At 73.3% G+C, this 23,642-nt stretch carries 15 protein-coding genes; 6 read left to right on the forward strand and 9 right to left on the reverse strand.

Going from position 1 to position 23,642, the window contains the following annotated elements; translation table 11 throughout:
- From I4J89_RS12295 to I4J89_RS12305, 3 genes are all read left to right on the forward strand, one after another.
- A partial coding sequence (locus I4J89_RS12295) for a thiamine pyrophosphate-dependent enzyme (RefSeq protein WP_196414042.1) occupies positions 1 to 843 on the forward strand: 843 nt, incomplete at its 5' end.
- On the forward strand, positions 843 to 1,826 hold the full coding sequence (locus tag I4J89_RS12300) for an alpha-ketoacid dehydrogenase subunit beta (RefSeq protein ID WP_230858820.1): 984 nt from the start codon (positions 843 to 845) through the stop codon (positions 1,824 to 1,826). The genes I4J89_RS12295 and I4J89_RS12300, both read left to right, overlap by 1 nt.
- The gene (locus I4J89_RS12305) at positions 1,811 to 3,034 is read left to right on the forward strand and encodes a dihydrolipoamide acetyltransferase family protein (RefSeq protein ID WP_196414043.1); all 1,224 of its coding nucleotides are present in this window, start codon (positions 1,811 to 1,813) and stop codon (positions 3,032 to 3,034) included. The genes I4J89_RS12300 and I4J89_RS12305 overlap by 16 nt, the downstream gene beginning before the upstream one ends.
- Here the strand turns inward: I4J89_RS12305 and I4J89_RS12310 are convergent, their stop codons facing one another.
- The 3 genes from I4J89_RS12310 to I4J89_RS12320 all read right to left on the reverse strand — a co-directional run bounded on the left by I4J89_RS12310 (position 3,035) and on the right by I4J89_RS12320 (position 7,084).
- Complete coding sequence (locus I4J89_RS12310; RefSeq protein WP_230858821.1) at positions 3,035 to 3,706, reverse strand: SDR family oxidoreductase; 672 nt, start codon at positions 3,704 to 3,706, stop codon at positions 3,035 to 3,037. It abuts the gene before it with no gap.
- A 214-nt stretch (positions 3,707 to 3,920) separates the two neighbouring features.
- Entirely contained in the window at positions 3,921 to 5,849 is a 1,929-nt protein-coding gene (locus tag I4J89_RS12315; RefSeq protein WP_196414044.1) for a purple acid phosphatase family protein, read from the reverse strand.
- A 20-nt stretch (positions 5,850 to 5,869) separates the two neighbouring features.
- Positions 5,870 to 7,084 carry an MFS transporter gene (locus I4J89_RS12320; RefSeq protein WP_230858822.1) on the reverse strand — a complete coding sequence of 405 codons (1,215 nt, stop codon included), beginning with the start codon at positions 7,082 to 7,084 and terminating at the stop codon, positions 5,870 to 5,872.
- Positions 7,085 to 7,165: 81 nt separating this feature from the next.
- Here I4J89_RS12320 and I4J89_RS12325 point away from each other — a divergent pair, with 81 nt between their 5' ends.
- A complete protein-coding gene (locus tag I4J89_RS12325) occupies positions 7,166 to 7,666 on the forward strand; it encodes a PH domain-containing protein (RefSeq protein ID WP_196414045.1) in 501 nt (166 codons plus the stop codon).
- Positions 7,663 to 9,144 (forward strand): PH domain-containing protein, encoded by a 1,482-nt coding sequence (locus I4J89_RS12330; RefSeq protein ID WP_196414046.1) that lies wholly within the window; start codon positions 7,663 to 7,665, stop codon positions 9,142 to 9,144. Before I4J89_RS12325 ends, I4J89_RS12330 begins: the two co-directional genes overlap by 4 nt.
- Positions 9,145 to 9,303: 159 nt before the next feature.
- Here I4J89_RS12330 and I4J89_RS12335 read toward each other — a convergent pair whose 3' ends face one another.
- The 6 genes from I4J89_RS12335 to I4J89_RS12360 all read right to left on the reverse strand — a co-directional run bounded on the left by I4J89_RS12335 (position 9,304) and on the right by I4J89_RS12360 (position 22,355).
- Complete coding sequence (locus tag I4J89_RS12335) at positions 9,304 to 9,822, reverse strand: GNAT family N-acetyltransferase (RefSeq protein ID WP_196414047.1); 519 nt, start codon at positions 9,820 to 9,822, stop codon at positions 9,304 to 9,306.
- Between the two features lie 265 nt (positions 9,823 to 10,087).
- The gene (locus tag I4J89_RS12340; RefSeq protein ID WP_196414048.1) at positions 10,088 to 12,280 is read right to left on the reverse strand and encodes an SWIM zinc finger family protein; all 2,193 of its coding nucleotides are present in this window, start codon (positions 12,278 to 12,280) and stop codon (positions 10,088 to 10,090) included.
- Positions 12,277 to 15,663 carry a DUF5682 family protein gene (locus tag I4J89_RS12345; RefSeq protein ID WP_309238284.1) on the reverse strand — a complete coding sequence of 1,129 codons (3,387 nt, stop codon included), beginning with the start codon at positions 15,661 to 15,663 and terminating at the stop codon, positions 12,277 to 12,279. Before I4J89_RS12345 ends, I4J89_RS12340 begins: the two co-directional genes overlap by 4 nt.
- Positions 15,656 to 16,765: an ATP-binding protein gene (locus I4J89_RS12350; protein ID WP_196414050.1), complete on the reverse strand. Its 1,110-nt coding sequence runs from the start codon at positions 16,763 to 16,765 to the stop codon at positions 15,656 to 15,658. Before I4J89_RS12350 ends, I4J89_RS12345 begins: the two co-directional genes overlap by 8 nt.
- Positions 16,762 to 21,492 (reverse strand): hypothetical protein, encoded by a 4,731-nt coding sequence (locus I4J89_RS12355; protein WP_196414051.1) that lies wholly within the window; start codon positions 21,490 to 21,492, stop codon positions 16,762 to 16,764. Before I4J89_RS12355 ends, I4J89_RS12350 begins: the two co-directional genes overlap by 4 nt.
- A complete protein-coding gene (locus I4J89_RS12360) occupies positions 21,489 to 22,355 on the reverse strand; it encodes a DUF4132 domain-containing protein (protein WP_196414052.1) in 867 nt (288 codons plus the stop codon). Before I4J89_RS12360 ends, I4J89_RS12355 begins: the two co-directional genes overlap by 4 nt.
- Before the next feature lie 230 nt (positions 22,356 to 22,585).
- Between I4J89_RS12360 and I4J89_RS12365 the strand changes: the two genes are divergently transcribed.
- Entirely contained in the window at positions 22,586 to 23,548 is a 963-nt protein-coding gene (locus I4J89_RS12365) for a pectate lyase family protein (RefSeq protein WP_196414053.1), read from the forward strand.
- Positions 23,549 to 23,642 lie beyond the last annotated feature (94 nt).

Below are 23,642 nucleotides of genomic sequence, written 5' to 3' on the forward strand. Positions count from 1 at the left end.
GGGCGGGCCGCCGGCGACGGGCGGTCCCCCACCTCCCGGGCCCCCGCGCCGGGGGTGGCCCGCGGCGTCGACCCGGTGCAGACGCTGACCCTGCTCAAGGGGGACTGGCACAACGGCTACGACCCGTCCGAGACCCGGGTCGCGCCGCTGGCCACCCCGCTCGCCACGCACCTGCTGCACGCCGTCGGCGTCGCTCACGCGGCCCGGCTGCGCGGCGAGGACACCGTGGTGATGGCGATCTGCGGCGACGGCGCGACGAGTGAGGGCGACTTCCACGAGGCGCTCAACTTCGCCGCCGTCTTCCGCGCGCCGGTCGTCTTCCTGGTGCAGAACAACGGATACGCGATCTCGGTGCCGCTCGACCGGCAGACCGCGGCGCCGTCGCTGGCGCACAAGGGAATCGGGTACGGCGTCCCGGGCGAACGCGTCGACGGCAACGACGTGGCCGCGCTGCTCAGCGTGCTGGGCGCGGCCGTCGCGGGTGCCCGCGCGGGGGAGGGGCCGCGGCTCATCGAGGCGCACACCTACCGGGTGCAGGCGCACACCAACGCCGACGACGCCGGCCGCTACCGCGCCGCCGACGAGGTGACCCCGTGGCTGGCCCGGGACCCGATCACCCGGATGGAGACCTATCTGCGGGGGCGCGGGCTGATCGACGACGACAAAGCAGCGGGGTACGCCGCCGCGGCCGACCGCATGGCGGAGCGGATGCGGGCCGGACTGAACGCGGACACGCCCGCCGACTACCGGGACCTGTTCGCCCACGTCTACGCGGAACCCACCCCGCAACTGCGCGAACAGCAGGCGCTGGTCGCCGACGAACTGGCCCGGGAGGTGCGCTGATGACCGAGAAGTTGACCATGGCGGGCGCGCTCAACCAGGCGCTGCGCGACGCCATGCACGCCGACGAGTCGGTGGTCGTGTTCGGCGAGGACGTCGGGACGCTCGGCGGCGTCTTCCGGGTCACCGACGGGCTGACCGCCGAGTTCGGTGACCGGCGCTGCTTCGACACCCCCCTCGCCGAGTCGGGGATCCTCGGCATGGCGATCGGCATGGCGATGAACGGCATGCGGCCGGTCGTCGAGATGCAGTTCGACGCGTTCGCGTACCCGGCGTTCGAGCAGCTGGTCAGTCACGCCGCGAAGATGCGCAACCGGACGCGGGGCCGGGTGGGCGTGCCGATCGTCATCCGGGTGCCGTACGCGGGCGGCATCGGCGGGGTCGAGCACCACTGCGACTCGTCGGAGGCCTACTACGCGCACACGCCCGGTCTGCACGTGGTCGCCCCGGCCGGACCGGCGGACGCCTACGGCCTGCTCAGGCAGGCGATCGAGTCCCCGGACCCGGTGGTCTTCCTGGAGCCGAAGAAGCTGTACTTCTCCCGGGCCGAGGCGGATCTCGCGTCACCCGTACCCCCGATCGGCAAGGCCGTGGTGTGCCGGCCCGGAACCGACGCCACCCTGATCGCCTACGGACCGGCCGTGCCGGTCGCGCTGGAGGCGGCCGAGGCCGCCGCGCAGGAGGGTCGCAGCCTGCAGGTGGTGGACCTGCGCTCGATCGTCCCGTTCGACGACGAGACGGTGTGCGCGGCGGTGCGCTCGACCGGGCGGGCCGTGGTGGTGGCCGAGGCGGCCGGGTTCGCCAGCGTCTCCTCGGAGATCGTGGCGCGGGTGACCGAGCGCTGCTTCCACTCGCTGCACGCGCCGATCCGGCGGGTCACCGGCTTCGACATCCCCTACCCGCCGCCCAAACTCGAACATTTCCAGCTGCCCTCGGTGGACCGGATCCTGGACGCCGTCGACGACCTGCAATGGGAGGAGTCGTGACCGCGCACGTCTTCACGCTGCCCGACCTCGGCGAGGGCCTCACCGAGGCGGAGATCGTCCGGTGGCTGGTCGCCGACGGCGACGAGATCCAGATCGACCAGCCGGTGGTGGAGGTGGAGACCGCCAAGGCGGTGGTCGAGGTGCCGTCACCGCACGCCGGCCGGGTGGCCACCCGGCACGCCGCGGAGGGCGCCACGCTGGACGTGGGCGCGCCGCTGCTGACGGTCACCGATCCGGACGAGGGCTCCGGCAACGTTCTTGTCGGGTACGGGACGAAGCCGGGTACCGCCGGCTCCCGGCGGCACCGCCGTCCCCGGGTCGCCACCGCACCGGCCGAGGCCCCGGTCACCGGCGGAGCGGCGCCGCTGGTGATCTCCCCGCTGGTGCGGCGGCTGGCCCGGCACAGCGGCGTCGACCTGGCCGCCGTTCAGGGCACCGGACCGGGCGGTGTGATCACCCGGCGGGACGTGGAGGCCGCGTCGGCGCCGGTTGTCCCAGCACCGGTCGCGCCGGTCACCACCGGTGAACGGCGGGTGCCGCTCACCGGCTTCCGCAAGGCGGTGGCAGCGGTGCTGTCCCGCAGCCGCGCGGAGATCCCGGAAGCCACCGTGTGGGTGGACGTCGACGCCACCGCCCTGTGGGAGCTGCGCGAACGTACCCGCGGCGACCAGGGTTCACCGGGCCTGCTCGCCTACGTCGCCCGGTTCGTGGTGGCCGCGCTGCGGGAGTACCCGGCGCTCAACGCCCGCATCGACACCGAGCGTCAGGAGATCGTCGAGCTGGAGGCGATCAACCTCGGCCTCGCCGTGCAGACCGACCGGGGCCTGGTGGTGCCCGCCGTCATGGGCGCGCAGACCATGACGACCGCCGGGCTGGACGCCGCGATCCGGGAGGTGACCGCGCGGGCCCGTCGCAACGAGTCCACACCGGCCGAGTTGTCGGCGGGCACCTTCACCCTGAACAACTACGGCGCGTTCCGGGTCGACGGCAGCGCGGCGATCATCAACCACCCGCAGGTCGCCATCCTGGGCCTGGGCCGGATCATCGACCGGCCCTGGGTGGTGGACGGCGCGCTGGCGGTCCGCAAGATCACCCAGCTGTCGTTCGTGTTCGACCACCGGGTCTGCGACGGGGGCACGGCCGCCGGCTTCATGCGGTCCGTCGCCGACGCCATGGAGGATCCGCTGTCGGCGCTGGCCCGCCTGTGATCAGCCGCGGAGGGCCTCCGGGATCGGGGTGGCGCCGGCGTTGAACCGGAGAGTACGGCCGATCGTCGCGGGATCGTGCAGCGCCTGCAGCACGACCGCGGCGACGTCCGCCCGGCCGACCGAACCGGCGACGGCGCCCTGCTCGGCGGTCTCGATCCGCCCGGTCGGCGGGTCGTCGGTGAGCCGGCTCGGGGCGAGGATCGTCCAGTCGAGCGTCGACGCGGTCAGGTGGGCGTCGGCGGCGGCCTTCGCCTCCGCGTACGGGAAGAAGGGATTGTCCGGCGGAACGCCGTGATCGGTGCGCGCGCCGAAGTAGGACACCATCAGGTAGCGGCGCGCGCCGGCGAGCGCCGCGGCCTCCATCGAGCGGATGGCGGCGTCCCGGTCGACCGCGTACGTCCGCGGCGGGTTGCCGCCACCGGCCCCGGCCGACCAGACGATCGCGTCGTGGCCGGCGAGCAGCTCGGCCAAGGCGTCGATCTCAAGCTGCTCGACGTCGGCGACCAGCGGGGTCGCCCCGGTCTCCGCCACCTCGGCCTGGTGCCCGGGATTGCGGAACACCGCGGTGGCCTCGTACCCCGCCGCGACGAGCAGCGGCAGCAGCAGCCGGGCCACCTTGCCGTGCCCGCCCACGACGAGGACACGCCGAATCTCGGTACTCGCTTGATCCATCCTGCTTACGCTACGCGAGCTGGCGGGAAATCGATGACATCCGCGCGTCGACCCGCCCCCGGTCCGGGAACTCCACCGTGGACGTCCGCCGCCGGCCGGGACCGCGTCGTGGTCCGGGTCTTGTCCGGCCCGACGTGGGTGCTGTCTGGCGGGCGTTGAGACAGCATTGAGCGTGGGCCAAGCAAGATCACCTCTTCTGACTCCAGCGACCCGCTCAGGTCCGGACGGCGCTCTTGCCCGCGGTGCGGGCCAGGGTGATCCGGTCGATCTCGGTGAACGGCTGCTTGCTGCCGGGCAGGGCGTCGGCGAGGCAGCGTACGGTCAGCGTGGTACGCGCCCCACGGGCGGCCGGCACCACGTCGACGGCCATGAACGCGTAGGCGTCGTAGCGCACCTGCGACCAGTCGATGGTCTCCGGCACCCGGGATCCGGCGGGCTGACCGGCCGGTTTGACCGCGCCCGACCCCTTGGCCCACACGTAGCTGTTGACGATGTTCTCGGTGTTGTTCTCCTTGGTGTTCGGGCCGCCGGGCGGCCGGTAGCCGCGGTAGCGCTGGCCGGCGGCCAGTTTCTGCGGGCCCTTCGGTGTCACCTTGGGCGGCGGCGGTGCCTGCGGGCCGGGCGCCCGGCGGAAGGGGTAGCGGGCCCGGCCACCCGAGCCGACGCAGAGGTACGTGACGCCGTCGGTGGCCGGGTGGATGGTCGATCCGTCCGGTGCGGAACGGGTGCGTTTGCCGTACCGGATCGGGTCGGTACGTTCCAGCAGATGGTTGTGGCCCTGCACGACCAGGTCCACCTGATACTTGCTGAACAACGGGTCGAGGGCGTCGCGGACCCCACCGTCGGAGGCGTGGCTGTCGGTCGTCGAGTACGCGCAGTGGTGGAAGAACGCGACGATGAAGTCGATGTCGTCGTCGGCCCGCCACTTCTTCAGGGTCCCCTTCACCCAGCTGAGCTGGGCTCCGCCGGAGTAGCCGGTGTTGGTCTGCAGCTCGTGCGACAGGTCGTTGGCGTCGATCGAGATCACGCCGACGTTGGCGTAGGTGAACCGGTACACCGACGGGCAGGTCTTCGGGCCGTTGTCCGGGAAGTCGAGGCGCTCCACCAGGCCGCCGTAGCCGTGCGCCGGGCTGTCGCCGAGGAACCGGGTGTTGCCGTAGAGCGGCTCCATGTCGTGGTTGCCAGTGGCGAACATCCACGGCGTGTAGGCGGCGAGCGGCTCGATCTGGTTGAGGAACACGTCCCAGACGTACGGGTTGTAGAGGTTCTTGCCCTTCGGCGCGACGCGGGTCAGCGCGGTGGTGTCGTCGGCGGGCAGCCCGGACCCGGACGGGTTGGCGTAGCAGATGTCGCCGGCGAGCAGCGTGAAGACGGGCCGCTGGGTGGCCATCAACAGGGTCTGGGTGAGGGCCGGGCGCTTGTCGGTGCCGTGCAGTCCGGCGACCGGGTCGTCCGGCAGGTAGGCGTTGCCGTCGAAGACACCGGCCGGCCAGGTGCCGTCGGCCTTCGTGACCGACGGCGGGTTCTGGTTCCAGGCGTACCGCGGGTCGGTGGGTGCGGTGTTGGTGCCGACGTCGGCGAACGCGGTGAACGTGAACGGGGCGTGCACGGCGCGGTCGGCGGGTGCGGTGGTGAAGTGGGCGTCGCCGCTCACCGTGCCGTCGGACAGCCGGACCCGGTAGTGGTGCACGGTGCCGGGTCGCAGGCCGTCGATGGTCGCCTTGAGGTAGAACTGGCTGCCGATCGGGCCGCCGGGGATCGCGTACCGGCCGACCAGGTGCCGGATGTCGGCCTCGACACGGGTGCCGTACTGGCCGGGCGCCGACCCGACGTCGACGTAGGCGCGCAGCTTGGGCGGCAGGGTGCCGGTCTTGCTCGCCAGCTGCGCGGTCACGGCCATCGCCGGCTTCAGCGCGCCGTCGGCGCCGGGCACGAACGACAGGTGCCGTCCGGCGACCACCACGCCGGCCTGGCCCGCGGTGCCGCCGGCCGCGGCGAAGGCCGCGTCGGCGAGCTGGAACTGGGCGTACGCATAGCCTGCGACGGCGGTTCTCAGAATGGTGCGACGGCTGACCCCCTGCCGTGCCAGTTCCCGGGCGTTCGCGTCGCTGTACTCGTCCACGGTGAGCTTCACGGTGGCCATCCTGTACCACCGAGCCGGTTTTAATACGTTAAAACCGGATCCTCGACCGCTCGCCGCAGCCGCCGGACCGCCGGAACGAGCAACAACGTGGTGCAACCGAGCAGCCCGACCAGCACCGACGTGCCGAGGACGCGTTCCGCGCCGACCACGCCGGCGACCGGGCCGGCGAGGGCCTGCCCGATCGGCAAGCTGCCGGTCGAGCCGAGCACCTCGTAGGAGGTGACCCGGTTCAGCACGTCCGGCGACACCTGGGTCTGCACGCTGGTCTGCCACATGATCGACCAGAACGCCCAGGAGAACCCGCTGATCCCGGCGGCGAGCAGCAGCGGCGGCAGGGAGGCGTGCAGGGCGATCGCCGCGGGCATCAGCACATAGCCGAACAACGCCACGGCGCCGGCCGCGAGGGGCCGGCCCGGCTTCCAGCGCAGCGCGACCAGGCCGCCCAGTACGGTGCCGGCGCCGACCGCGGACTGCATCCAGCCGTACGCGGACGCGCCCAGCTCCTCGCTGACCAGCACCGCGCCCAGCGGGATCAGGGGGCCGAACAGGAAGATGCCGAACACCACCCAGACCAGGATCACGCTCCACATCCAGGTGCGGGTCCGGAACTCGTGCCAGCCGGCGATCAGGTCGGTGATGGTGGACGACTTCCGCGGGGCCACCTTCGCCACCCGCAGACCGGCCAGGCAGGCGGCGCTGATCGCGAAGGTGGCGGCGTCCACGGCGTACACCGGGCCGGCGCCGAACAGGGCGAACAGCACACCGGCGGCGGCCGGCCCGAGCAACTCGGCGATCGCGTTGGCCATCCGGAGGGTGGCGTTGGCCCGGTGCGGGTCGCTGGTCACCTGCGGCACGATGCCGTTGACGCCGGGCTGGAACATCGCGGCCGCAGTGCCGCTGATCGCCGAGCAGGCGATCAGCAACCACATCGACGGGGTGCCCAGGAAGAAGGCGGCCGCGACGACGCCCTGCGCGGCGAGGCGGATCAGGTCGGCGGCGAGCATCAGCGGCCGAGCCCCGATCCGGTCGGCGAAGACCCCACCGAACAGGATGAAGCCCAGGAACGGCACCATGAACGCGGCGAGCACGATGCCGACGCCGGTGGCGCCGTAGACCTGGCCGACCGCCAGGGCCGCCGCGACGGTCAGCATCGCGTCGCCGAACACGGAGACCGCCCGGGCCACGAAATACCGGGTGAAGTCGGCGGTCCACAACATCGCCCGATCCTCGCTCATGATCAGCTTCTGTGTCGCGGGAGTTTCCCGGGTCCTCCATCATGGACGGGCAGGTTTGGCGGGGCCGGTCACCATGGCGGCATGGCCGAGACATCGCAATTCGAACTCCGGCTGCCCCGGCACCGGCTGGACCGGCGCTTCATCGCGTGGCGGACCGTGCAGGCGCTGCTGTGGGGGATCGGCGTGCTGGGAGCGCTCGGCGCCGTCTACTGGTACGCGGAAGCCGCCCGCCCGTGGATCATGCCGGTGGTCGTCGTGGCCGTACCGATCTATGTGGTGAACATCGTGGTCATGCCGACCTGGCGGTATCTCGTACACCGCTGGGAGGCCACCGACGACGCGGTGTACGCGCTCACCGGCTGGCTGACCAAAAAATGGCAGATCATCCCGATCTCCCGGATCCAGACCATCGACACCGAGATCGGACTGCTCCAGCGGTGGTTCGGGCTGGCCACGATCGCGGTCACCACCGCCTCGTCGGAAGGGAAGATCACGATCGACGGGCTGGACGCGCGGATCGCCGGCCAGACCGTCGAGCGGCTGCGCGAGGTCACCGCGGCCGCCGAGGGCGACGCGACATGAGCGACGAAGCCTGGCGGCAGCTCAGCATCCGGGTCGTCCACCTGGACCTGATCCGGGTGGCGATCTCCCTGGTCACCGGCTATCTCGGCATCGTGCTCGGCGACGACCCGATCTGGCCGCTGGTCGGCGGCGCCTGCGCCGGGCTGGTCGGCGCGCTGACGAACCTGCAACGGTGGCGGACGACCCGGTACCGGATCACCGCACAGCGGGTGGAGATGCGCAGCGGCTGGCCGGGCCGCCGGCACCGGACCGTCGCCCGGGACCGGATCCGCAGCGTCAGCACCTCGGCGAACCCGCTGCCCCGGCTGCTGGGGCTGGCCACCGTGCACATCGGGTCCGGTGAGTCGGAGTCGTCGTTCAAGCTGGACGGCCTCGACCGCCGGCATGCCACCCGGCTCGAGCGGGAGCTGATGCCGGGATCCGTGCTGCCGGCGGTCGCCGACGAGGTGCGGGACCCGGAAACGGTGATCGCCCGCCTGCGCCGGGACTGGGTGCCGTTGAACGTGGTCACCGTCTGGTCGTTGTTCGCCGTCGCCGGACCGCTGTTCGGCCTGTACTGGTTGCTGCGGCCGTTCGGCGTCGACCTGCTCGGCGCCGCTCGCGGGCTGCTCGAATGGAACCCCGTCCTGGTAGTGGCGATCGCACTGCCGCTCGGGGTGGCCGTCACCACCGTCACTTTCCTGGTGGAGAACTGGAACTTCCAGCTGGTCCGCAAGGGCACGGCGCCGGACACCGCCCTGGTGACACGCCGGGGCCTGCTGGTCACCCAGACCGTGCAGCGCTCCGACGAGCGACTGCGCGGGATCGCGTTCGCCGAACCCCTGGCGTGGCGGTGGCTGCGGCTCACCGGCACCAAGGTGATCGCCACCGGCCTGCGCGCCGGCGGCGAGTCCACCACCAGCGGCGTGCTGCCCCGGATCCGGCTGGCCGAGGCCCGCGACCTGGCCGCCCGGATCCTGCCCGACGGCAGCCGCCCGCTCGAGGCGGCGCTGCGCAGGCATCCGCGCGGCGCGCTGATCCGGCGGCTCGGCTGGGCGGTGTACGGCCCGGTGCTGGCAGCCGGCGCGCTGCTGCTGTACGGCTGGAGCGGTGCGATCCCGGACTGGGTGTGGCCGTTACCTCTGGTCCTGCTCCCGCTGACGCTGCCGGCGGCCGTGGTGGCGTATCTGTCGCTGGGCCACGCGGTCACCGGCGACTACCTGGTGGTGCGCGGCGGCGTCCTGAACCGGCGCACGGTGGCGTTGCAGCGGCGTGCGGTGATCGGCTGGACTTTCGAGCAGTCGATCCTGCAACGCTGGGGCGGCCGGATGTCGGTCGGCGTGGCCACGGCGGCGGGCAGCCGCTATTACACGGTGCCGGATGCGAGCGTTGAGCAGGCCCTCGGCTTCGCTGTCGAGGCGACGCCGGAGCTGGCCCGGCGATTCATCGCCGAACCGCATGGGCCCGGCGGTGGCGCTGGGGCGTCTCACCGTGGGTGATCGCTTGGAGAATAGGGGGACTCTGGGAAACGCGTACTTCATCGGGGTTTTGAGGTTGGTGTCTTAGCGAGGCGGCCATCCGCCGGGCGCAGCTCGTTGCGGCGGACACCGTGCTGTCCGCGGATGCGATCGTCGCGCCCGCCTCGCTGCCTGCCCGCCCTATTCGACACGGTCTACGCCACCGGCTCCGGCTCGCGGGCCGAGCTTGCGGTGCATGATGTGCAGGCCTACCGGTCCGTGGGTGGGATGGTCGAAGGCGTCCGGCACGGTACCGAGGATGGCGAAACCGAGGGACCGCCAGAGGTCCACGGCGGGGTTGGTGGCGACCACGGCGTTGAAGACCATCGCCTGGTAGCCGTCCCGTTCGGCCTCGCGAAGAACGTGCTCGGCCAGGCGACGCCCAATACCCCGGCCGGTGTGCGCCGGGTCGACCATGAACCCGGCGTTGGCGACCGCGGCCGCCGGGCCGCCGTAGTTGGGTTTGACGTACGCCGACGCCACGATCTTCCGGTCGTCGGCCACGACGAAGACCCGTGCGGTGGGGCTCATCCAAAGCTTGCGGGCGTCTTCTTCGGAGGTTCGCCGATCCCAGGCGTAGGTTTCCCCGGCGCTGACGATCTCGTGCCAGAAGGGCCAGATCCGGGGCCAGTCGGAAGGCACCGCGTCACGAATCAGCATGATGGTGGAGGCTACCGCCTGCTGTGATTGGGCCGCCTTCTCCGGTCGCTGCCTGCGGTGGTCGGCCTGCTTGCGGTGGCAGGGCAGCCTGCGGTGGCCGGCTTGCTTGCGGTGGCCGGCTTGCTTGCGGTGGTCGGGCTGCTTGAGATGGCCGCGTTGCTTGCGGTGGCTGCGCCGCCTGCGTTGACCGGCCTGCTGTGGCCGGTTGGTCACTGCGCTGGGCGGCTGACCCGGAGCTTCGGCTGTCCCGAGCGTCGGCGGTTCCTCAGACTTCGGTTGTTTCGGCCCAAGCGATCCGGGTCAGCTCGTGGGCGGCGGCCTGCTCGTAGACCGCCGCCGTCAGCCAGGCCCGGGCCAGTTGCTGGACGTCGTGCGGGTCGAGGCGGCCGAACACATCCCGGGTACGCCGCACCCCGGCCGCGCCGAGCGCGGAGAGGACAGCGGCCGCGGCGCTGAGATGAGCGTCGGCGAGGCGGCGCGCATCGTCCCCGACACCCGTCAACAGTGCCGGGCGGCCGGCCGAGGCGACCCGTTCGAGCTGGTGGCGGAGGAGATGGAGCGGTGGAGCGGGCGGGGCGCCAATCTGGTCGCCGGTGAGGTCGTCGGCCAGGGAGATAAGCGCGAGCGGCATGCCGGGCGTGGGCGGGATGCCGGGTGTGGGTGGGGTGCTGGGCTGGTCAGCAGGTCTGGGCGGGATGCCGGGTTTAGGCAGGACGCTGGCCTGGTCGGCGGGTGTGGGCAGGGTGCCGGGCAGGTCGGCGCGGGCCAGAGGGCCGGTGCCGAGGTCGACGTGCCCGCCGTGCCGGGCCGGGAGCCACTTGGCGGTGAACGCCAGCCCGGCGACCCGTCTAGGCCCGGTGAAGCGGCCGACGAGCCGGATCGGGTGGCCGGCGGCGTGGACCGCGAGGATTCGCAGATTGGTGACGTAGGGCAGCGCCGGGTCGTCGAGGGGCGCGGCCACGGCGACGATCGTGGCGGGCACCGCCGAGGTGCTCTGCGCCGCCGTGTCTTTCTCGGTGGGCGCGGTGTTTCCGCCGGAGGCGGCTGGCTGGCCGGGCGGCGCTGCCGCGACCGAGGCGGCAGGGTCGTGTGGGGTGACGGCCAGGAGCAGGCCGCGCCGGTCGGCGCCAAGGATGATCCCGTCGAGGAAGGCGAGGTCGTGCGCGGCGGGACGTTCGTGGGCCGGCATGGCGGCGCCAGTGAGCCATCGGTCGATCTGTGCGGGGAGGCCGGGATGCCAGAGGGCGTCGAGCGGGGCGTCGAACCAGCTGGAACCCGAAGCTGACACAGCCTGCCGGGCCCGGCCGTGGCTGAGACGGCCGGTGACGGACGCGTGTGCATTGACCGCGAGGAGGCCGCCCCGGGAGAGTTCGTGGTGGCTGAGCCGGACCTCGCCGAGATCGACGGAGGCGCGGGCGGCGGAGACGGCAACGGCCGGATCCGCCGGCTTGACGTCGGAGACGGTCCAGATGCGGCCGCGGGTGTCCGCGAGATAGGTGGCCGCGCCGGCGTGGCCGGTCGCTGCCCGGATCGGCTCGCAGAACAGTCCGTGCAACCGCAGGTCGCCGACGGGTTCGTAGTCGCGGCGGGCGACGCCGATCGCGGTGGCGTCGCCGCCGGCCAGACGGTGGCAGCAGGCGAGCAGTTCGCGTAGGTCGTCGGTGAGCGTGGCCAAGCGGAACGCGGGGTCTTCGCGGCGTGCGGCTCGCAGGTGTTCCACGACCCGAACGGCGGCCGCCGCGGGCGCGTGCAGCTTGGCCGCACGTGCCTGGTGCACCGCGCGGAGCAGGTCTGCCTGCGCTACCGCTCCCGCGCCGGGGATGCCGCCGGCCAGCACAGCCGAGGCGGCCGCCGCCAGGTCGAGGGCCGCCCGGCACTGAGCTTCGGTGACCGGCGCGGCTAGCCGTACTTGTGCGGCAGCGCCGCCCGGTGAAGCGGAGCCGCGTCCAACCGGCCCGGCTTGCGATCCGCCAGGCGCAGGCCCACCACCAAGAGGCTCGGGTTGCGAGGCGTCACCCTCGCTGCGTGACTCCCAATGCGGCCCGGTGCCCGCGGGCTCGGCCTCTGAGGTGTCGCTTCCGCCATCCGATTCGCCAGGCGACCTGGTCTCGGCGTGCTCCGCCGGCGCGGCCCAGCCGCCACCCTGCGATTCCACGATCGGCCCGGAATCCGCCGACGCGCCGGCGGCGAGGACAGGTGCGATGCTCAGCACCGCCGCCCGGTGCAGGCAGCGGGGCGCCAGCAAGCAGCTGCACGCGGCATCCCCCGCCGCGACGACCGGTGTAGTGAGCGTGACCGTCGTTTGATCATCCGGCCGGACCGTGATCACATCGCCGTCGTGTGACACCGGCCAGCTGTGTGCCTGGGCGGCGACGGCGTCGAGGCGTTTGCTCAAGCGGGCGGGCAGCGCGGCGACCGCTTCGGCGGTCACGTCGGCGGCGACCGGGGGCAGAGTCATCGCACCTGGTCTCCGATCCAGCGGGCGAGTTCGGTCGGGCTCAGCGCGGCCACAGGCATGCCGGCGGCGACCAGTTGGGCGGCGACGCCGGCGCTGTATCGGGGGCGGCCCTTGTCGTCGAGGCTGGCGCAACCGAGCAGGGTGGTCCCGTCGTCGGCCAGGGCGCGTACGGCCGCGAGCAGGTCACCGATCGCGAAGCCCTCCTCGAAGTCACTGATCACGATCACCATGGTGCGCCGCGGGACGACGGTGATCTGGCGGGCGTACCGCAGCCCTGCGGTGATGTGTGTGCCCCCGCCGACACGGATCTCCAGCAGCAGCGACAGCGGGTCGGTGACCCGGTCGGTGAGGTCGATGACCTCGGTGGAGAACGTGACGAAGTGGGTGCGCAGCGCCGGCACACCGGCCAGGACCGATGCGGTCAGAGCCGCCCAGACGGTCGAGGGCTCCATCGAGCCGGAGACGTCGACGAGCAGTACGACCTGCCAGTCGACGCTGCGCCGGCCGGGACTGCGGAACACCGGGCGCTCGGGAAGGATCTGCGCCTCGCCGTCCGGCCCGAGCCGGACGGTGTGCAGGTTGCGCCGGACGGTGGCGGCCAGGTCGAGCCGTCCGGTGGGGCGGTTGGTCGGCCGTGGCGTGCCCAGCCCGGTGAGCGCCGGGCGGATGCGGCGGGCCAGTTGCGCGGTGAGTTCGGCGGTCAGCCGGGCGACGAGCGGGCGCAGCTTGGCGAGGCGGGACTCGGGCAGCCCGCCGGCGAGGGAGAGCACCGCGTGCAGCAGGTCCACCGATGGGCGTACCCGTTGCGGGTCGGCGGCGAGCACCGCGTCGAGCCGGCCGCGTTCGGCGGCGCGCGCCAGGACCTCGTCGCGGACTTCCGTGCCGAACAGCGCGTCCAGGTCGTCCAGCCAGTCGCGGGCCTGCGGATAGGCCGGCTCGCGCCCGGCACCGCCGCCGTCCACCGTGTACGATCCTTCACCCCGGCCCGCACCGTAGATCTCGTCGAGGGCGGTGGCCAGCCGGCGCTGTTCGGCGGGAAGCCGGTCGGTTTCCCGGCCGAGCAGCAACCGCCATCGCTGCGCCGGCGAGATCGCCCCGGGACAGCCGCCACGAGGGGCAGACGAGACCGTCGGGACCGGTGAAGCGGGTGACGGATCGAGGCCGAGCGCCAGAACCGCGGCCAGCCCGGCCCGATCCGCGGCCAGCCACCCCGCCACCGTCACCGGATCGGCCGCGAGCCGCTCAGCGACGGCGCCGTGCCGCTCACCGACCGTACGCAGAAGACGATCCCGATCCGCCGGACTCATGGCGTCGAAACCCCCGCGCAGCGCGGGCAACCGCCGGACGAAATCGTCGTCGGACAGGTGATCAACCACGTCGAGCAGCGGGTCAAGAACCTCCCCACCGGCCTGCAGGAGTGCGCCCGCCACGCTGAGCGCACCCCGCAGCCGGTCGGTCGCCTCGGCGGCGGGCAAGTCGGCCCAGGACGCGAGCCGCCGCCCGAAATCGCTCGGCTCGCTGTGGCCGAGCAGCACACCGACAGCCGCCGCGGCCCCGCTGATCAGCGGCGTACCGTCCCGGGTCAGCGCACGAACGGCATGGTCCAGGCGCATGAGCCGCCCCGCTTCATCGGCCGCCTGGACGAGATCGTGCAGCGCGCGGGCGTCCTCCACGCGAGTCGACCCGGTAAGCCCGGCCACCGCCCCCACCGCGGCGGCGTGCAGATCATCGCGGACCCCGGCGATCTCGTCGAGCGGCTCCGGAAGCCCGGTGACGTGCCCGCGCGCAAGCCGGCTGAGCAGATGCAGACCGGCCACGATGTGTGCCACCGCGCCGCCGTGGCAGACGGCTTGCCGCACGTCGGCGAGGCGAAGCGCGGCAAGCCCCGGAAGCCCGCTGGCCGCCGCCTGCTCGAGGCCGATCAAAGCCTGTTCCGCGGTGGGGCCGCCGTCCGCGAGCTCCCGCCGGCGGCGCAGCGCGAGCAGGCCTTCCGTGGCCTGCGCGAGGGTCACCCCGTGCAGACCGGCGACGGCGAGCGCGGCGTCCGTGGCGGGTGTCCACTCGACCCGCCAGGCCGTGGTCAGCGCCTCACCGCCGAGGGCCGGTCCCGTCGTACCGGCGTTGCCGTAGGCCGCGCCGCACGCGCTGAGCCGGCGGATGGCCAGATCGCGGGCCCGGTCGGTGGGGGAGCGCAGCGGGTCCAGCCGGATCCGCTGGGCGGCCTGACCCGGGCCGGGCAGTTTCAGCCGGGACAGCTCGGCCTCGACGGCCGGCAGCAGGCCGGTCCTGGGCGCGCCGGCCGGCAACCGTCCCCGCCGGCGCCCGATCAGGACGGCTTCCATGGCTCGGGCGACACCGCGTCCGATGCCGGTGGGCGCCCCTTGCGCGAGGACAGTCTGCAACGCCTCGACGAGTTCGCCGCGGCCGGGGGCGGGCAGCGCACGCAACGACGCCAGGTCCGCCGCGAGCCGGACAACCTCGGCGGCCTCGCCCGGCCCGGCCGGCCGGCCCTGCGCCCGCAGCTCGCGGGTGACCTCGACGGCGAACGTGTGTGTGGCGAGCCGGATCCGTCCGGGATCGGCCCCGCGGTCGAGGACGGCCTGCTGCCAGCGTGGATCCCGGATGCCCGCCGGATAGCCGGAGCGGGCGTCGAGCAGGTCGAACGTGTACGGCACCAGGGAGATCACCGGCACCGGGCCGTCCCCGGTCCCCTCGGCGACCGGCCCGTCGAGCAGCGCGGGCGCGTGGAACGCTCCGACGACGGCGGCGACGCGTCCGGCCGTACCCCGGACATGTCCCCGCATGCAGGCCTCCCGCCGCAGGTCCAGAGGGTCGACGCCGTGCCGTTCGGCGTCGTGCCGCAGTGCCCAGCCGGCCGCGAGGGCCGCCCGCCGGACCGCCTCCGGTGAACTGCCGGGTGAGCCTGCCTCGATCCACCGGTCCCAGAGGTCGTCACCCGCACGGCCGGTGAGGGTGCGCTGCACCGCCGCGCTGAGCGAAGGCCCGTCCGACGGGCCGTGTGACCGGGACAGCCAGGCCGGGTCGGACAGCGGCAGGTCGCAGCAGACCACCGGGACGCCATGGCGACGGGCCCAGCGCAGGGCGGCCAGTTCCGGGCTGAAGTCGGCGAACGGGTAGAAGGCGACCGGACCGTCCGTACCGGCGGCCGCGAGCGCCACCGGCGCGACCGTGTCCGGGTCCGCCAGCCAGCCCACCCACGGCTGCATCTCGGCCGGCAGCTCGACCAGCAGCGTGCGCGGCGCGAAGGCGTCGAGCAGCGCCGGGACGGCGGCGGCCAGGACCGGCGAGTGATGCCGTACGCCGATCAGCTGCACCCGCTCGTCCCCGGCGACCCGCTCGACCTGCGACCGCGGGTCAGTCACGCAGCACGTCCCGGTGTTCCCACAACTGCCGCCACATCCGCGCCCCGCCCTCGGCACGCCGTCGCAGCGCCCCGTCCCAGTACGCGAGCAGCCGCGCCGCATCCCCCGGATCGTCCTTGCGCACCACCCCGAGCAGGTGCCCCGGCAGCAGCGACAGCGGATCCGGCCCCGGCAGGTACGCCGCCGACAGCCCGATCGACGCCGCGACCGCCACCGCCTCAGCCGTACTCATCACCGACGACGGCCGCTCCACCTCCCAGCCCTCCGCGCTCAGCCCGGTCCGCAGATCACGGAAGGCGGTCACCAGCGTCTCCAGGACCGCGTCGTCCACCGCGAACGCGGCCCCACCGCGTTCCACCGCCGCTTTCGCCTGCCGGCCGACCAGGGCGACCTCGGCGTCCAGATCGGCGATCGGCGGCACCACCTCGAAGTTGAACCGCCGCTTGAGCGCCGCCGACATCTCCGACACCCCACGATCGCGCAGGTTGGCCGTGGCGATCAGGCAGAACCCGGGCACGGCGTGGCTGACCGCGCCGTCCGTCCCGGCGAGCTCGGGCACACTGATCCGCCGCTCCGACATGATCGAGACGAGGGCGTCCTGCACCTCCGGCAGGCAGCGGGTGATCTCCTCGACCCGGGCCACCGCGCCGGTGGTCATGGCGGTCAGGATCGGCGAGGGCACCAGCGCCTCCGGTGCCGGGCCCTTGGCCAGCAGCAGCGCGTAGTTCCACCCGTAGCGCAACTGGTCCTCGCTGGTGCCGGCGGTGCCCTGCACGGCCAGCGCGCTCGTGCCGCAGATCGCCGCGGCGAACAGCTCGGAGAGCATCGACTTGGCCGTGCCGGGCTCGCCGACCAGCAACAGGCCGCGCTCCCCGGCGAGGGTGACGACGCACCGCTCGATGAGCGCCCGATCGCCGACGAATTTCGGGGCGATGACCCGGCCCTCGACGGGCGTCCCGCCGGAACCGGCGACGAAGGTGACCACCGCGCGGGGTGTCAGGAGCCAGCCCGGTGGGCGGGGGCCGGTGTCGGCGGCCGCGAGGAACTCCAGCTCCTCGGCGTACCGGTGTTCCGGCGGGTCGATCTGGCGGGCGGCGGTCACGGCTTCTCCTCCAGGTCGCGGTAGCGGGGCACGTCGCCCTCGGTGATCCGGGCCCACGCCGCGGCGAACAACCGCGGCAGCGATCGCGTCACCACCCGCATCCTGCCGGTGTGCGCGTACAGCTCCTGTTTCCAGGCCTCGACCGGCAGCATCGGCGCACGGGCCGGCAGCCAGCCGCCGGGCAGGAAGACCGGGCGCCCGGCGCGTTCCCGTTTGGCGGTCACCACCAGGTCCGCGGTCACCAGCGCCTCGCGGGCCTTGCGCAGCTGAGCGGCCGTCCACCCGTTGAACGCCTGCACCGCCTTGTCGGTCGGGTCCGGCAGGGCGAGCAGTTGCAGGTAGTACGCCGCCGCGCCGGTGTCGAGGCCGAACCGCTCGCCGACCTCGCCGACCAGGTGCGGCGCGCTGACCCGGGGATCGTGCGGGTCGCCGGACCCGCCGTCGGGGGTGGACACGACCTCGTCGATCCAGCCGGAGAGCAGGGTCCGCAACGCCTCCCGGGTGCTCTCGTCGATGAAGCCGAGCGCCGGGTCGTCCGCGCCGGTCAGTTTCGCCGGCGCGATGTGGAAGATCATGAAGTCCTGGTAGCCCTGCCCGTCGACCAGAGCGGGCCCGGCCTCGGGCCGGCTGTCGAGCGGGCGCACCGCGTAGCCGACGAGCAACCCGGGGTTGCGCAGCCGGGCGCGGACCAGCCGCAGGGCCTCGGGGAGCGTGGCCCGCAGCGGGTCGTCCCAGCGCAGGTGGTAGCCGAGCCACGGCAGGGCGGCGGCCACCGCGAACAGATAGCGCTGGTCGAACGGTGTGCCGGTGTCCGACACGGTCTCCACGTGGTAATACCCCTCCGCGGTGCTGCGCCCGTCGGTGCTGAGCCAGTCACCGGCCTGCGGCGCGGCGATGACCTGGAGGAGGTCGGCGGCCCGGGCGCTGTCGACGACCCGGTCGAGTGCGGCGACGAGCTCTTCCGGAACGGCGACCCGGCGGCCCCGCAGCCGGATCCAGGCCTCGGCGATCGCCGCCACGTCCGGGCCGCGCTCCCACAGCTCGGCCGGGTCCACCGGCATGGCCGCGTCGAGCAGAACCACCCGCTCGTGCTCGGACAGTCCTTGCAGCGCGGACTTGGCGACCTTGGCGTGGGCGGCGCTGAGCCCGAGCAGGGTCCGCTGCTCGGGGCTGAGGAAGTTCGCCTCCCACGTGTCGATCCCCGGCAGACCGGCCAGCAGCAGGACGGCCTCGGCCCGCGTCATGCCGGTCGCGGCGGCGAGGGCCTCGGCCGCGTCCGGCCGCCACGGCGCCGGGCCGCGCTCGCGAAGCAGGGCGCCGAACGCGGACAGCCGCTCGCGGCTCAGGCGACCGCTGGGGTACGCCTCCGCAGACACCGTCGTGCCGGCCGGCGGCTTGAACCCGCCCTCCCGAGCGACCTGGACGGCGTTGCGTTCCGACGGCGTCCCGCGCTGGTAGTAGCCGTGAATGCTCGGGAACAGCACGGTGACCCCCGCCTCGTCGCGGCGGACGTTCACCTCCTCGAGCGTCTCCATCTGCTGGGCCACCCGCAGGATCCGCAGCGGCGGTCCGTCACCGGCCAGCGGCGTCCCGGAGAGGGCGGCGAGGAAGGCGGTCAGCGCCTCGCGGCCGGCGTCGCCGGTGGCCGGGGACGCCGCTCGCAGGGCGACCGCGCCGAGCCCGGCGAGCAGGCTGGTCCAGTTCGCGCTGAGCGCCGGAACGGCGGGGTGGTCACCGGCGTCCGGGCGGCCCAGCACGGCGCCGACGGTGCTGATCTGTTCGAGGACGTCGTACCGCGCGCCGGCCGAGCCGTAGTAGTAGCGGGAGGAGGTGCGGCCGGTGTCGCACAGCCCCTGCCACGCCTCCCGCAGTGCCTCGTCGGAGACGGCCGGCACGGTCCGGGCCGGTCCCGGCCGGCTCGCCAGGTGCCGGGGGACCTCGGCGATGCGCCGCCGCAGCCGGACCGCTCGGGCCACCACCTCGGCGATCCGGGACCGCAGGGTGGCGTCGGTGACCTGCGGCAGGTGGGCCTCGATGTTCGCGGTGACCGCCTCCTTGACCCGGCCGGTCCCGGTCACCGAGTCGTCGACGGCGAGCAGCCGCGCCGCCGTCGCCTCGTCGATCGCCCGGAGCGCGGCGGAGCCGGCCTCGTCGCGGGTGCGCAACCCGTGCCACCAGGCCAGCGGCGGCAGCGTGCTGGTCGTCTCGGCCAGTTCGGCGAGCACGTACTCCCCGTCGGCCGTCCACACGCGCAGCCGGTCCCGCGAGTAGCCGCCCGCCACGGTCACCGGCAGCGGCGCCGGCGAGCCCGGCAGCGTCACCGCACCGACCAGGCGGTCGTCCTCCCGGTCGGCGTGGAGCCGCTGGAAGCGGGCCCGCGGCAGGGTCACCCGGCGGCCGTCGACGCCCTCGCCGGCCTGCGCGCCGTCCGGTGTCCGCGTGGTACGCCAGCCGACCAGCCCGTCCCGCCAGCCCAGCGGTGATCCGGCGAACTCCCGGGGTGCCGGCCGCAGCACGCACGCCTCGGCGACGAGCCGGTCACCCGGGGCGGTGAAGAAGGCCGGCATGCTGACCCGCCCGGCTTCCCCGGTACGCGGATCGAACTCCCGCCACCGCCATTCCCACTCGCCGGACGCGCCCTGGACGTGCTCGCACCGCCAGAACGCCTGCCCGTCACCGGCCACCGGATACATGTCGGCGGGCCCCCGTGCGTCACCGGGATGCACGGGCCGGGCGCCGGTGGTGAGACCTCCGCCCGGAACGGGCAGCGGCTCCATCGGCACGCCCCACCCGGCGCGGCCGGACCGCCACTCGCCGTCCACCAGGTCGTCCGGTCGCGACGACCAGTAGGCGGCCGGTCCGCTCTCCCCGTTCCACGCGACCAGCAGCTCGCCGTCGGTGTAGAGGCAGGACGGCTGCGAGTAGTGCCGGGGCGCGTGCGGATGGCCCTGCGGCGGGTAGCGGAAGAGGTGCTCGGTCACCGTGCCGCCGGGCGCGATGACGTGTGCCGTCTGGAGGTCGAACACCACCAGCTCGGGCCACGCCTCACCGATCCGGATGGTCTTGGTCGCTCGCGCGGCCGCCTCGTACGCCGGCCAGGACAGCTCGGTCAGCAGACCGCCGCGCAGGGTCCGCGCCAGAACGGCCGGCACGTCGATGTCCGGCAGCCGCCGGAACCCGTCGGGGGCGAGCGCCATCCCGGCCGCCGACCACAGCGGGGCCAGGCCGGTCAGGTCGGCGTCGAGGCTGGTGACCGTGCCGTCACCGGACCGGGCCGACTGCTCCCTGATCATCTCGACCAGGACCTCGCGAACACCGGCGGCGCCGAACGCCTGCTCCAGGGTCTGCTCGGGCAGTGCCGGACTGGTCAGCGCCTCACCGGTGCGCAGTCGCAGCAGAGCCGTCCGGACGCTGGAGGCGAGCATCGGGCGCAGTGTCCGGTCGGCGGCGACGGCGGCCAGGTCGCGACGGCCCTCGCCCTCGTCGGTCGCCCAGCTCGCGAGGTCGAACCCGTTCGCGACGTGCTGCGAGCCGACCCGGGCCGGCACGCCGCCGGCGAGGCACAGGTCGAGCACGTCGAGCTCGGTGCCCCACGGCGCGGGCGAGACCTGCAGCCCGTCCTCGCCGGCCAGCCTCGGCAGCAGCCGCTCCACCAGCGACAACAGGAGCGCGTTGCGCCGCTTGCCCCGCCGGCCGGCGAGCACCCGCTCCAGCCACCGGCTCGCCGAACCGGCCGCCGGCGCGCCGGCGATCAGGTCGGCGGCCGCACCGGACGCCTCCAGCAGCTCGATCCACTGCGTAGTCATGTCGGTGCCGTAGCCCGGCGGCTCCGGCACGATCGCCAGCAGCCGGGCCCGCACCGTCGCCTCCCGCTTGCCGAGCCGGACCAGACTCCGCCGGTACGACTTCCAGACCGAGGGCGTGGCCCGGGACATCGCGGGATAGGCGAGCAGCCGGGTGACCACCTCATCGGCCTGCTGCTCGGGGTCGAGCCCGGCCGCCTTCGCCAGGCGTGCCAGGTCGGCGGCCATCGACGCGTGCGGCGCCAGCCCACCGGCCACCCGCCGCAGGGCGAGGGTCTTCACCAGCTCATACGCCTCCGCCGCCGGCCGCCGGTCGACCACCCCGCGCGCGTACTCCGCCAGCATCGCGGCGGTCAGCGCCCCGGCGAACGCGAACTCCAGATGCACGTCGCGCACCCGGTCCTCGTCGACGGTCAGCCCGTGCACCTGCTCGGCGCGCCGGGCCTCGGTGAAGCAGGTCCCGGCCATGCGCTGGTTGTCGGCGGCCAGGAAGGCCCGGCCCGCCTGCTCCCAGAAGGTCGGCAGGAACGCCGGCGCGGCGGCACCCAGCCGCCCGGCCAGCACCTCGTAGCCGTCCTTGGCGTTGCCCGGCTTGCTCCGGGCGGCCCGGGCGAGCTTCTCCATCTCCTTGACGAGCGCGAGGGCGTGCCGCCCGTTGGCCGGGTCGTGCACGAGCGCCCAGGCCGGGAAGCCGAGGGCCTGCCGGCGGGCACTGCCCACCGCGACCGGCTCGGACAACGGCTGGAAGCCCAGGAAGTCCATGGTGAGGTCCTCGGCCGGCCCGAGGGTCGCCCCGACGAGCCGCACCACCGTGCGGCCTGCCAGTGCCTCATGCCGGTACGCCCGCGCGGTCATCGCGTCGATCCCGGCGCCCTGGGCCGGACCGGGCAGGATCGCTCCCGCCTCCAGCAGCGTCTCGCTCACCGGCCCTCCTCCTCGACGACCCGTCCCGCGTACAGCGTCGCGGCCATGCGCATCCCCTCCGACCACGCCACCGGCGGCACGTCACCGGTGGCGATCGCCTGCCCGCCCGCGTCGGTGAACGTCAACTCGAACGTCTCCGTCTCATAGGACGGCTCGCCGTCACCGATCCACACCGACGCGACGATCGTGCGGCCCGCCTCCCACACCCGGCAGACGGCCGTGCCGCCCTGCACCCGGTAGCCGGCCGAGGTGGCCCGCGACTGCGCGTGCCGCAGCTCCTTGAACCGGGCCCCGGCATATCGGCGCAGCTCCCGCCGCTGATCCGCCTCCGTGGCCGGCTTGCGCCACACCTCCCGGAAGAGCTGCACCAGTCCCTGCTGCACACCGAGGTCGGCGGCGAACTCACGAAGATCGTCCAGATCGGGCAGCAGCACCGGATGCGGGATGGCGACCGTCTCGGCGGTGATCCGCGCGGACTCGCCGTCGAGGTCGACGACGCCCAGGCCCTTGGCCTCGTCGGCGTCGCGCAGCAGGCCGGCCGCGGCCACGTCCCACGCACCGCCGGTCACCGGCACCACCACCGCGTCACGCAGCAGCGCCCGCCACGCGTCGTCGGCCCAGACCTGTGCGATCACGGCGGCCGGCACCGGCAGCGACCGGATCATCCACAGCTCCGCCTCCGCGCGGCAGGACGCCTCGTGCCGGCCCAGCCACTCGACGAGCTGCCGGAGGCCGATCACCGCCTCATGATCTTTCAGCGCCTTGGGCATGCTCTTGAGCGGCTTGCCCCGGACGGTCCGCGCGACGACCTTGCCCCGGTCGACGCTCACCTCATAGTCGGCACCTGCCGGCACCCAGCCCATCGACATCCCCTCACCGAAGCGTGCCGCGGATTGTGCCAGCCGGGACCGACATTTTCGCCGAGGCCCGAAGTGAACCGGTTCAGAAGGTGCGAGCCAAGCTGATTGACAGACATCGATGGAGCGCTTAGCGTCGCAACGGGAAAGCGCTTACCCGCACTACAAGGCCATCGGGCGATCCCCGCGTCCGTAGCGCCGTCCCCCAAGTCCACCGTCCCCACGGAGGCATCCCCATGTTCCAGAGAACCCGCTCCAGGGCCACCGCCGCGCTCTCGGCCGGTGTCCTGCTGGCCGGCGGCCTGGTCGCCGCCGGCCAGTCCCCGGCGCTGGCCGCCGAGTCCAGCCCGGTCGGTTTCGCCGGCCTCAACGGCGGCACCCCCGGCGGCTCGGCGGGCACCGTGGTCACCGTGACCTCGGCGTCCGCGCTGAAGTCGGCGCTCAGCTCGAGCACCTCGCAGACCGTCCGCGTGTCCGGCCTGATCTCGATCTCCGGCATGTACAACGTGGCGTCCAACAAGACGGTCATCGGCGTCGGTTCCGGCTCCGGCATCACGGGCGGCGGCCTCAACCTCTCCGGCGTGCGCAACGTGATCCTGCGCAACCTGGTGTTCCGCAACGCGAGCGACGACTCGATCAACATCCAGAGCGGCACCACGAACGTCTGGGTCGACCACAACGACCTGGCCAACGGCTACGACGGACTGATCGACATCAAGCGCGGCTCCGACTACATCACCGTCTCCTGGAACCGCCTGCACGACCACGACAAGTCCATGCTGCTCGGCCACGACGACGGCAACGCCTCGCAGGACCTGGGCAAGCTGCGCGTCACCTATGTGCACAACTGGTTCGACGGCACCGGCCAGCGCCATCCGCGTGTCCGCTTCGGCAACCCGGTCCACGTGCTGAACAACTACTACTCCAACATCGGTTCCTACGGCGTCGCCTCGACCATGAACGCCGGCGTCTTCGTCGAACGCAACTACTTCGAGAACGTCGGCAGCCCCACGATCACCCAGACCGGCGACTCCGACCCCGGCAACCTCAAGGTGCTCAACAACTACAAGGTCAACTCCGGCACGGAGCAGGTTCGCAACGGCGCCAGCGTCGCCGCGATCCCCTACTCCTACACGCCGCAGGCCAACAACACCGTCAAGGCCACCGTCGTGGCCGGCGCGGGCACCGGCAAGATCTGACACCCCCCAGCAATGCCCGCCCATCCCCCAGGGCGGGCATTGCACTTTTTAGAGGTACGGGTAACCGCACAGTCCCGCCGAGCCACGCGGCCCA

It is taken from the genome of Actinoplanes aureus (assembly GCF_015704865.1).
Classification (GTDB): domain Bacteria; phylum Actinomycetota; class Actinomycetes; order Mycobacteriales; family Micromonosporaceae; genus Actinoplanes; species Actinoplanes aureus.